This is a genomic window from Legionellales bacterium (genome assembly GCA_026125385.1).
Lineage (GTDB): Bacteria > Pseudomonadota > Gammaproteobacteria > JAHCLG01 > JAHCLG01 > JAHCLG01.
In genome coordinates this window covers 34324-43474 of the sequence record JAHCLG010000020.1, presented here as the reverse complement: position 1 = coordinate 43474, position 9151 = coordinate 34324, and the positions used below count along the sequence as shown (strand labels likewise).

Annotated in this window: 14 protein-coding genes; 6 read left to right on the top strand and 8 right to left on the bottom strand. The window is 36.4% G+C overall.

Going from position 1 to position 9151, the window contains the following annotated elements; genetic code table 11:
• Positions 1 to 803, top strand: an 803-nt coding sequence (locus tag KIT27_08555) for a DUF4238 domain-containing protein (protein MCW5589696.1), incomplete at its 5' end; no start/stop codon positions are given.
• Between the two features lie 94 nt (positions 804 to 897).
• On the opposite strand, the gene KIT27_08550 is transcribed toward KIT27_08555, so the two are convergent.
• Together KIT27_08550 and KIT27_08545 are read right to left on the bottom strand one after the other, a co-directional pair.
• Positions 898 to 1293, bottom strand: a complete 396-nt coding sequence (locus tag KIT27_08550) for a type II toxin-antitoxin system MqsA family antitoxin (protein ID MCW5589695.1) — start codon at positions 1291 to 1293, stop codon at positions 898 to 900.
• A 10-nt stretch (positions 1294 to 1303) separates the two neighbouring features.
• Positions 1304 to 1579, bottom strand: a complete 276-nt coding sequence (locus KIT27_08545; protein ID MCW5589694.1) for a type II toxin-antitoxin system MqsR family toxin — start codon at positions 1577 to 1579, stop codon at positions 1304 to 1306.
• A gap of 506 nt (positions 1580 to 2085) precedes the next feature.
• Between KIT27_08545 and KIT27_08540 the strand changes: the two genes are divergently transcribed.
• Positions 2086 to 3417: a hypothetical protein gene (locus tag KIT27_08540; protein ID MCW5589693.1), complete on the top strand. Its 1332-nt coding sequence runs from the start codon at positions 2086 to 2088 to the stop codon at positions 3415 to 3417.
• Here KIT27_08540 and KIT27_08535 read toward each other — a convergent pair.
• Entirely contained in the window at positions 3414 to 4097 is a 684-nt protein-coding gene (locus KIT27_08535) for a class I SAM-dependent methyltransferase (protein ID MCW5589692.1), read from the bottom strand. The two genes, KIT27_08540 and KIT27_08535, sit on opposite strands and share 4 nt — an antisense overlap.
• Positions 4098 to 4333: 236 nt before the next feature.
• Between KIT27_08535 and KIT27_08530 the strand changes: the two genes are divergently transcribed.
• The 3 genes from KIT27_08530 to KIT27_08520 are packed head-to-tail and all read left to right on the top strand — an operon-like array spanning position 4334 to position 5327.
• Positions 4334 to 4726 carry a hypothetical protein gene (locus KIT27_08530; GenBank protein ID MCW5589691.1) on the top strand — a complete coding sequence of 131 codons (393 nt, stop codon included), beginning with the start codon at positions 4334 to 4336 and terminating at the stop codon, positions 4724 to 4726.
• A complete protein-coding gene (locus KIT27_08525; protein MCW5589690.1) occupies positions 4713 to 5039 on the top strand; it encodes a hypothetical protein in 327 nt (108 codons plus the stop codon). The genes KIT27_08530 and KIT27_08525 overlap by 14 nt, the downstream gene beginning before the upstream one ends.
• A 42-nt stretch (positions 5040 to 5081) precedes the next feature.
• Positions 5082 to 5327 carry a hypothetical protein gene (locus KIT27_08520; GenBank protein ID MCW5589689.1) on the top strand — a complete coding sequence of 82 codons (246 nt, stop codon included), beginning with the start codon at positions 5082 to 5084 and terminating at the stop codon, positions 5325 to 5327.
• 1272 nt (positions 5328 to 6599) lie between these two features.
• Here KIT27_08520 and KIT27_08515 read toward each other — a convergent pair.
• From KIT27_08515 to KIT27_08495, 5 genes are all read right to left on the bottom strand, one after another.
• A complete protein-coding gene (locus tag KIT27_08515; protein MCW5589688.1) occupies positions 6600 to 6920 on the bottom strand; it encodes a helix-turn-helix transcriptional regulator in 321 nt (106 codons plus the stop codon).
• Positions 6910 to 7194, bottom strand: coding sequence for a type II toxin-antitoxin system mRNA interferase toxin, RelE/StbE family (locus KIT27_08510; GenBank protein ID MCW5589687.1), 285 nt, complete (start codon positions 7192 to 7194; stop codon positions 6910 to 6912). Before KIT27_08510 ends, KIT27_08515 begins: the two co-directional genes overlap by 11 nt.
• 46 nt (positions 7195 to 7240) lie before the next feature.
• Positions 7241 to 7483, bottom strand: coding sequence for a BrnA antitoxin family protein (locus KIT27_08505; GenBank protein ID MCW5589686.1), 243 nt, complete (start codon positions 7481 to 7483; stop codon positions 7241 to 7243).
• Between the two features lie 104 nt (positions 7484 to 7587).
• Positions 7588 to 8316: a M48 family metallopeptidase gene (locus KIT27_08500; protein ID MCW5589685.1), complete on the bottom strand. Its 729-nt coding sequence runs from the start codon at positions 8314 to 8316 to the stop codon at positions 7588 to 7590.
• Positions 8317 to 8344: 28 nt separating this feature from the next.
• Positions 8345 to 8593 carry a hypothetical protein gene (locus KIT27_08495; protein MCW5589684.1) on the bottom strand — a complete coding sequence of 83 codons (249 nt, stop codon included), beginning with the start codon at positions 8591 to 8593 and terminating at the stop codon, positions 8345 to 8347.
• Positions 8594 to 8881: 288 nt separating this feature from the next.
• On the opposite strand from KIT27_08495, the gene KIT27_08490 reads away from it, so the two are divergent.
• The gene (locus tag KIT27_08490) at positions 8882 to 9100 is read left to right on the top strand and encodes a hypothetical protein (protein MCW5589683.1); all 219 of its coding nucleotides are present in this window, start codon (positions 8882 to 8884) and stop codon (positions 9098 to 9100) included.
• The last annotated feature ends 51 nt before the right edge of the window (positions 9101 to 9151 follow it).

Genomic DNA, 9151 nt, shown 5'->3' with positions numbered 1-9151 from the left:
AGAGAGATGAAAAAATTGATGATATTAATGTCGTAGAAAATCTTCTAGCTGAAGGGGTTGAATCGAAGGCAGCGAGTGCATTTAAAAAACTAAGGAATAAGAATTTTCCAGGCAGTGATGAGCGAGAAAAACTGTCTTTGTTTTTAGGAACTCTTATGGTGAGGACACCGGGTTATCTTAACCATCTACAATCCCAGTATGATGAAGAATTAAATTTATTGCTGGACCTCTGTGCCAGACACAAAGATGGATTCTATAATGGTTACAAGAATGCTGGTATAAGATGCTGTGAGGAAAAAATAGAAAAAGACAGGCAGGCAATTTTAAACAACGAGCTAGATGATGTTGCTCTATTACACCGCAATGCATTATTAAGAATTATGCTGAATATTGGATCAATTATCGCACAACATTTGTCTAACATGCATTGGGCATTAGTTGAAACAAATGATCAATATCCTTTTATAACCTCAGATATGATCATTAATTTGTTTCATCCAGATATTTCACTGAACGGATTTTATCAACCTGGTTTAGGAGCGAATAAAAGCACTTTATTTGTCCCAATTTCTAGCCAATTAACACTTATGATGGTTAATCTACCAGATTTTGTAGATGGAAAAATATTTACAGTGAATAAAGATATATATACATGCTCTGGTGAAAAAGTTGATTTAAAAAACCTTATAAAAGCTCTAAACAAAACTGTATATATCAAATCATATAAATATGTTTTTGCCGGAATAAAGTCAGAAAAGCTTAAAAGAATGTTCACGAATATTTTTAAGCAGGTAAAGTTGTGACGTATAGTGAGTTAATTTTTAGAATTATCCATATATATGGGTAAGTCAGATTTGTACCCGCTCCATCCTCCCCTTTTGTAAAAGCAGTTAAAAATTAATAACGAAAATACTTAATATCTTCGGGATGACGTTCAAACATTTTAAGTAAATTAATGATCGCCATCATGGGTCTGGCTTCACCGCGCTCATAACGACCGAACGCATTATGGCCACCACCAAAAATTTCAGCGGCTTCCTTTTGTGATAGCCCCAGCACATTTTTTCTGATCCGACGAATTTCAGTGGGAGTGAGTATGCCATCAACTTCAGCTTTAAAGGCATCAAACGTTTTTTCTGTTTTTTCCAGATCGTCACCACTTAAAATACCTTCATCACAATAATCACACCACAACCCTGGTTGTTTTAATGTGATTGACTTACCTTTATACGTGTAAGTTTGTGATTTGCTTCGTTGATGAAGGTTACCCATCTGACAGGCATGACATTTCATATTAATCACCTCACTTCTCTTTAAACGAAATGACAAAATGTCCCAACTCATCGACTTGGAACTTGATATAAATGTCATATCCCAAGTAATGAGTACGATAAACATCTTGCCAAACACGATGATCGTTATAAGTGGTCATCGATTTCACAAAATTCTTACGGTCTAATTGGGCAATCGTATCAATAATCTCTTGGCGACCAAAGCCCATGGCACGTGCCCCTTTGAGTCCACTCGCGGTGATCCTTAATGCCGTGACCTTTGAAAAAATAGTTTTAATTTCATCCAGATCATACGTGCGCGAGAATTTTTCCCTTAAACAACCTTAAAGGTTTACTTTTAATAATTATAAAACCCTTAAAGGGTTATGCAAAGCGCTAGAGAAAAATAAAGATTGAGATCCCGCTAAAAACCCACGCTTAAATCATGTTAAAACCAATAAGATCAACGGAATAGAGGATGCTTTATGGGATAGCGACCCCATTCGTGTCAAAATCTACGATTTGAGAGCTAAATTTGCTTTGAAACCATAATATTAGCGATAACAACTTACCCACACAATCTGTGAATAATATTGTGAAAAATATCTGGGCAGATGGGAAGAAGCATTGAATGAGTTGAAGTAAATGATAAGTGTTTAATATCTGTCCACTTTTAGGATAAATTCAAGGAGTAGGGCAATAACTTTTGGATCCGATCTCATTCTCCTTAATTATGTAGGCAAAATAGACTACACAAAATACAATAGGAAAATAATCTAGGTAATTTTTCGATGGACAGTGAGGTAAACTGAGTATGATATTTAAAGGTAAAGCAGAAAAACTTACCTGGAAGGACATTAGAGAAAATGTTTTTCACGTCAATCCTGAGTTTGCTGCCATCATAGATGAAGTAAGCCCAGATGATAATCATTGGTTATTAAAAGCAGAATATCCTTATGGTGCTTTGGTGATGCAAAATTCTTTATTGGCATTACCCAATGAGCAAGGAAAAATCGTTCCGATCACCGATCCCAGTATTGCTCACGATATTCAGTCAGGATTGAGTTATAATTTGAATTCCAATCCGGTGAGTTTTGTTTTAAAAAATTCATTTGAGATCTATTTAGAACTCGATGACAGAATATTACCGTTAAGTGGTTTGATCATGCCTGGCACAGCATTTGGCTCGTGGCGGGTATTAAATCCTGAGCACAGTGAACAACCTAAATTTATTTGGGATATGTCCTCCGGTGCTCGTTCAGTTTTTATGCTGCCTAAAATTGCTGAAAGTTTAAAGCATAAAAAATTGATCAAAACTTTTGGGATCAATAGCAGCCTCCCTAAAAAATTAATACAGCATTGGAAAGTATTTCGAGCTTTGGCGAATTATCAACAAGAAAACCAATGGACTGCTGAAATACTTTATTTTTCTGAAGCTTGGTTTAAACATCTCAATGACAAGACTTGGAATAATTTTTATCAGTTTTTTCATCGTTCGGGTTGGGCCAATACGGAATATTGGAGAAATCAACCGATCCGAAATCTCGTACTATCATTAATTATCAAGGACTACGAATTAAAGCCGAATGCGTTCATTATTGATTCAGCGAAATACCTGCTAGACATTGGAATTGGCGCATCAATAGGTATGGGACCTGCTCAAACTATAAATTCTGGTCCTTGGGATTTTATTCAGGATGTGTATCAACATATCTATGACATTAGAAACTATCCTCCCATCATTATTCAGCCTCAAGTATTTAATATGAAATCGGATGATCCCTTACCAGTGTATTATTCGTTACAATTTCCCAATGCAACCGAGTTTAAACCCAGCACTAGAACAAAAGTAAGTATTATTTCTGATTTACATGAAATTCAATCGCTGATGAACCGATTTAAGCGTGATCTGCTAGCCGATCGATTTAATTTACAGGGAACGTCTCTTTTTAATTTGTTTCAACGGGTAAAATATGATTATTTTCACAATACCACCGAGTTGCATCGAGATATGAAGCATACTGCCGAAATGGCCTCCGATCCAATGTTGAGAACAACGATAGACGGAAAGACTCACCAAGAATTTCCTGCATCGTGTTTGTTTGGTCGTGGTTGTATTCGGATCTCTAAACAAAAAACGGATTAATGAGACAATACATAGAGCCAGCGCGTGCGCTGGGTCTCTGTTTCAACGGTGATTAATTTTATTTGGTTAAGATTGGCTTGATTAGCGTATAACTCTATTTCATCATAGGTGGCTTCATAGGTGTGGACAACAGAATCGTTGACGCGGGTCAAAAATGAACGGTAAGCAAATTCTTCCGTACCGAGCGGCTTAACATTCATGGGAATGGTATCAATAATTAAATAGCCATTGGGATTTAATTTTTTTGCGAGGTTACGGATGATGAGCGGCTGTTCCGAAGGATGAAATTCTGCAAGACCTGACCACAGTAATAATATTACGTCAAATTTTTGCTGAATGACGGTTAAATCGTGAATATCACCATGTATGAGAAGCGCATCCTGTCCAACGTATTGTTTAGCACTTTCGTATTGTGCTTGATTACGCTCGATACCTATAATAGTTCCGAGGTAGTTTTGAGAGCGTAAGGCATGAATTACCCGACCATATCCCGAGGTAACGTCCAATATGGACTGGGCATTTTCCCAATAGGGCTTAAGTAATTTGATGTCGCATCCATTTACTAAACCAGCTTTTTTAGCAAAAGTACGTAAACCTTCCCCGGATAAAGATTGGTAGAACGGATCATTATCATAATTCGTCCAATGATGATGTATGTTAGGCGCATCTAAATTATTCATAAGATCAGATCATTATTTCGAAACCAGATCACAACATAAAATTGATATTCATATTTAGGCTCCTTTTTTAGGACTCTAAATACGGCTCCATTAATACAATCCATTCAATGATATTCCGCAACGGTGTTATTCATGTTTTGATTACGGTGACGTTAAACGTTATTTATTTTATAGCATGACTATACCACAACGACGAAATTAATAGGAACACCCTCTTAAAAAAGTAGGAAAATATTATGGATGATCGATTTTTTTATGTTATCGCACGGCAGCACTTTTTAAGTCATGGCAAGAAAATCACTACCCGACGACTAAATAAGCCGCTAAAGAAAATGGCGGCGATGTTAGGTTCATGTTGGCTAAAGAATAACCTCGGCGCTAGAGCACTAAAAATGTTATTTCAGCAAGAGGAAGTGAAAAAGTCTTTAATGGATCATTACTGTTTAAATTACTTTCAGATCCGCACTCAATACTATGCGCGTATTTTTACAAGAATCACTGAGATCTTCAATTTATTCTCACGATCCGGTGAATTCCGCGATGGTGAATATGATATTTTTTTAAATAACAGGTATAAAAATTGTGCAAGAGCGTTACTGTTTGGGATGGAAGCGAATGGAAAATATTGAAATAAAATTTACCGGAAAATTAACCCTAGAGCCGATGAATATTATCTATAAAAAGAAAAGCGCTCTTTTAGCCTATTTTGTGTCAGTAGATCCCATAAATTCAAATTATACAGCCATTAATATTGATGGAACGTGGCGCTCTAATCATAGAGTAATTTACTTATGCGAAACATGGAGTACAGAGCGGTGCGATTTTATAGTGGAAAGATATTATCGTGTTAATGGGCATATCTTAAAGCGATCCCTAATAATCAACGATATAAAATATGAAGTAGCAGAAATTTTCGCCACTCAAATAACGGAAGTTGAATAAAATCGTTAATTAAAAAAATACATGCAAAACAAGGGTGGCCATATGATTAATTTTAATGAGGAAGAAAATACTGTGGATCAATACACACTGGATTCTCTTATTAGTAGTCTACATCATAATTTGATGATTATTACGTATGAAATAAAAAAAATTCTAGATTCAAACAATATTGATTTTGATAAAGAGCTTACTGTAAAAATTACCGATTCTCTTAGCAAATTAAATTGGGCGAAACAGCATCTCGATATCCTGAAAAATCAACCTGAAGGATCACCACCAAGGAAGTAATTTATGAACCTTTTAAATCACGAGGATGATCATTTCCAACGTCAAACATTGCAATATTTTATCAGAGAAATTAGGCAGATCACGCATTGGCGGTTGAGTAAAATTGCAGAGTATAGTGGAATTTCGCCGCGAGTATTGTATGCAGTTATGAATAACGCTATCGGTAGAATTTCTTCTGAATGCTTTGATAAGATCTTAGGTTTTTATTGTGTGACATGCTATGACGCAAATGGCCACAAGATAATTTTGCAAAAAATGGCTGGATCTTGATGTTTGAGACCCTGTGGAAGATTTTACAGGTACTGTATTAGGGAGCTATTTGAGGTTAGGCCGGGATCGTGATCGCAAGTTCCGTACCTTATGTCCTTTTTAGAGTCAAATTCTGACACGAGGTCAATGTGTTAGTATTCGCTGGACTTTGTTCGTATTTTGTGCAATAATGTACAAAAAATTACCAATCAGATGGTGAGTGCACCTATATAGTACATTAATTATATAGCACTAGAAAATTTTAGGATATGCCAATTGTGTTCCGTCTAAATCCTAGCCTGATTTATTTTATTACGGGAAGGGGTAGCTCAATGTGGGTTAGAAGATACTATTCGCCATCTTTTCCGTGAAACGATCGAAGATCCTAACTTCGCCAGAGATGAAGAACTCGCTTAAGTCTTATTTTTTTGTAAAGCCGATAAAGGCAAGGATAAAAAACACGGTTCACTTCCATGTGATCTAAAAGATAGTATCCTTATTCATTGCCGTGCTGTGTGTCAGCCGTTGCATCATAGCGGATCTCCAAGCATTTGCCATCAGACGACGGCTGAAATCCATACGAGTCAAAATCTCACACGGTGTCATTGACCCTCTTCAATCACTCATTTCGAGGTTGTTTTTCATTGATTTAAGTATTTCTGGCCTAATTTACCCATCAAACACTGAAAACACGTGGGTTAACCTGTTCATTGATACCATTTATCCACTCTTTACTGACGTTCCACTCACCCGCTTGTAAACAGCTTGTATTTATATGGTCATTTTTTGACCATTAATACGCTACCCTAGGATCATCAAGGCACGTTGCCATCTGCCCAACTCTTTCTCACAACCTTATCCACAGTTTGTGTGGGTAAAGGATTGCCACCAATAATAATAAAGGATATTTGACCTAGAGTGATAAACAAAATCTATAGTGCCGAACTGATGACCCTAAGCCAAACAATAAGTGATAGGATAAAAATCATCCGCATTGACAATAAAATTGAGTGGATACAGAACTTAAGCAGCATCGTTTACATCTACTCTTAACCGAATACCATCACGATCAATCATATCTTGCAAACAAAGTCTAATAAATTGTGTAACAGAGTATCCTAGTTTTTGCGCATATTCGGCTGCCATTTTGGGACTTGCAAACCGTCTGCCATGCTCAATATCACATAAATATTGTTTTGATATATTTAACTTCTCTGCAAATTCAACTTGTGATAATTCTTCACATTTACGAATTGACCATAAGAGATTTCCCAACGTCAATTTTTTGCCGGATATTTCTTCTAACATCTTTAGTGCTTCGCGATTTTTTGATTTAGTACTCATGCTTGTTCACCTCAACTACGGAAACAAAATGAATTTTGTTTGATTCATCAATAACATATATAGCTCTATAAGCTCGGTTTAAGCGGATCGAGCGCTGCCCTTTCCGATTTCCTTTAAGTGGCTCATCATGATAACCTGGTATTTTTTGTGCTGCTTTTAAACCGCTTTCAGCAACTAACTCTATCCATGATCCTAACTTTAAGACAATATGTTTCGGTAGACACTTTAAATCTTTTATCACATTTTTTGAAAGTTCAACTTTATATATATCCAATAGTTAACTCCTTAATTACCAATAGTACTCTATATTAGGGTACTTGTCAAGAGCATAAAGAAAGGTGCGCTCCAAGCAATGGCGAGCAAATAGGGCGGCAGCTCAATCTGGGTTCTAAAGGTTTTTTAGAATATTCAATATAATCACGCAGCGCTTGATTCATCCGCGATTGATAACCGCGTTGTGTGGGTGATTGATCGCGAAACCAGGTTAAAATATCCCGATCAATGCGGATCGTAATACGTTCTTTGTTATGCAGTTTCTTTTCGCTGACTGTGTTGTCCTTCACAATAATGACTCCTAGCCGGTGATGTTGTTTAAGTTCACACGGAATACACTATCATAGTTGACCAATTGATTAAATCCTTTCAACCCAGATGAACTATCCCATAGTTAAAATGATTCAGGCAATGTGTGCGAGATGTGATCGTAGGTCGGGTGATTCAGCTCATGACGCAGGGTTTTCCACTGGGGTAAAAATTGTGTCATGAGTTGATAAAATCGTTGACTGTGATTTGGTTCGTGCAAATGAGTGAGTTCGTGAACCACCACATATTCGATGTGCTCGATGGATTTTTTAGCGAGTTCTAAATTATAAATAATTTTCTTTTGCTGGTAATGACAAGAACCCCACCGCGCTTTCATTTTTCGAATTACCCAGTTTTCAGCGTGTTTACCAACAATCGGTTGCCATTTTTTCATTAACTCGTTAATTACCGTGCAGAGTTGTTGTTGATAAAAGGTATTTAGAATTTTTAGGCGATCTTCTCGCGTCGATCCTGCTTTGGTATACATAATAAGCCGATTATCGACGATCATAACACCCGCGTGGGTGGCTTCTATTAATTTTAGTGTATAAGATTGTCCAAAATACACATGCATTTCATTATTGATAAATCGTGAAGCAGGCAATACTACATACGATTTTATTTTGGCAATATGGCGATGAATTTTATCGAGATTGTTACTGACAAAATGGTGTAATTGTTGATCGCTAATATGAAAAGGTGCGGTGATCGAGAGATGACCGTGAGGGGGTGAAATGGTTAATCGGGTGTGTTTTACCGATGTTCGCTTTACTTCGATATTAAGATTTTCAATGGTTAGATAATTTTTTTTCACGATCTTACTAATCCTTAACGTATTTTGTTTAATTTAATTTTTGCGACGAAAAAAATAAATCTTTGAGCACCTCAAGGTGAATAAACAGATCTTTTAACAAGGCTAAATGATGTCTTGCCCAGTGCAATTTACTCACGGTATCAGAAAATGTTCCCATGAATGCTTCGTCAAATTCAATGTTATGGTGATCGAGTACTTTTTTTAGATACGTGGTAAGGTGAGTCATATTGATGGATAAATCAAGCAAGAGATCTTCAAGGTTGTTACGTACGTTCATATTAATACCCTCTCATGTGATTAACGCTAAGTATTTTTAATGTTCGGATCACCTGTTTTTTCTTGATGTGATAACGCGATCGGGGTGTTGCCATCCGTAATGAGGTGGTGCAAAGCGACGTTAGGTCGGTGGTTATTGTCATTGCTTAATCTCCTGTGAGTTTTGTTTAAGGAAGTTGCGATAGCTTGAAAAACTATATAGTTATTAATGTCAATGCTAATTTGACTTTTTTCTTACGATTTAGTTATATTGAATACTAATTTTTATCTCAAGTCGGCAATGATCGCAATGAAGACCCGTTGGGAAAAACAAGCTTCCACGCTGTTAAAAATAGAGTTAACACGACGTGATTTTACTTATGAAGATTTACGCTTAGCGTTGTTACAGTTAGGTGTTGAAAAAACCACTTCTAACTTAACAAAAACGATTAACGAGGGTAAATTTCCATTTGCCTTTTTTTTATTGTGCGCGGAGGCATTGGGCATAGAAGATCTTAGGTTAAAATAAATAAAAGAATATTAACCTCGCCATCTTTTTGAGCACTGTTATTTAATATAT

Excerpts from the sequence above, each read along its gene's own strand:
- KIT27_08525 (MCW5589690.1), top strand. The coding sequence starts at position 4,713 with ATGGAAAATATTGAAATAAAATTTACCGGAAAATTAACCCTAGAGCCG.
- KIT27_08550 (MCW5589695.1), bottom strand. The coding sequence starts at position 1,293 with ATGAAATGTCATGCCTGTCAGATGGGTAACCTTCATCAACGAAGCAAA.
- KIT27_08535 (MCW5589692.1), bottom strand. The coding sequence starts at position 4,097 with ATGAATAATTTAGATGCGCCTAACATACATCATCATTGGACGAATTAT.
- KIT27_08490 (MCW5589683.1), top strand. The coding sequence starts at position 8,882 with ATGAAGACCCGTTGGGAAAAACAAGCTTCCACGCTGTTAAAAATAGAG.
- KIT27_08495 (MCW5589684.1), bottom strand. The coding sequence starts at position 8,593 with ATGAACGTACGTAACAACCTTGAAGATCTCTTGCTTGATTTATCCATC.
- KIT27_08540 (MCW5589693.1), top strand. The coding sequence starts at position 2,086 with ATGATATTTAAAGGTAAAGCAGAAAAACTTACCTGGAAGGACATTAGA.
- KIT27_08520 (MCW5589689.1), top strand. The coding sequence starts at position 5,082 with ATGATTAATTTTAATGAGGAAGAAAATACTGTGGATCAATACACACTG.
- KIT27_08515 (MCW5589688.1), bottom strand. The coding sequence starts at position 6,920 with ATGAGTACTAAATCAAAAAATCGCGAAGCACTAAAGATGTTAGAAGAA.
- KIT27_08530 (MCW5589691.1), top strand. The coding sequence starts at position 4,334 with ATGGATGATCGATTTTTTTATGTTATCGCACGGCAGCACTTTTTAAGT.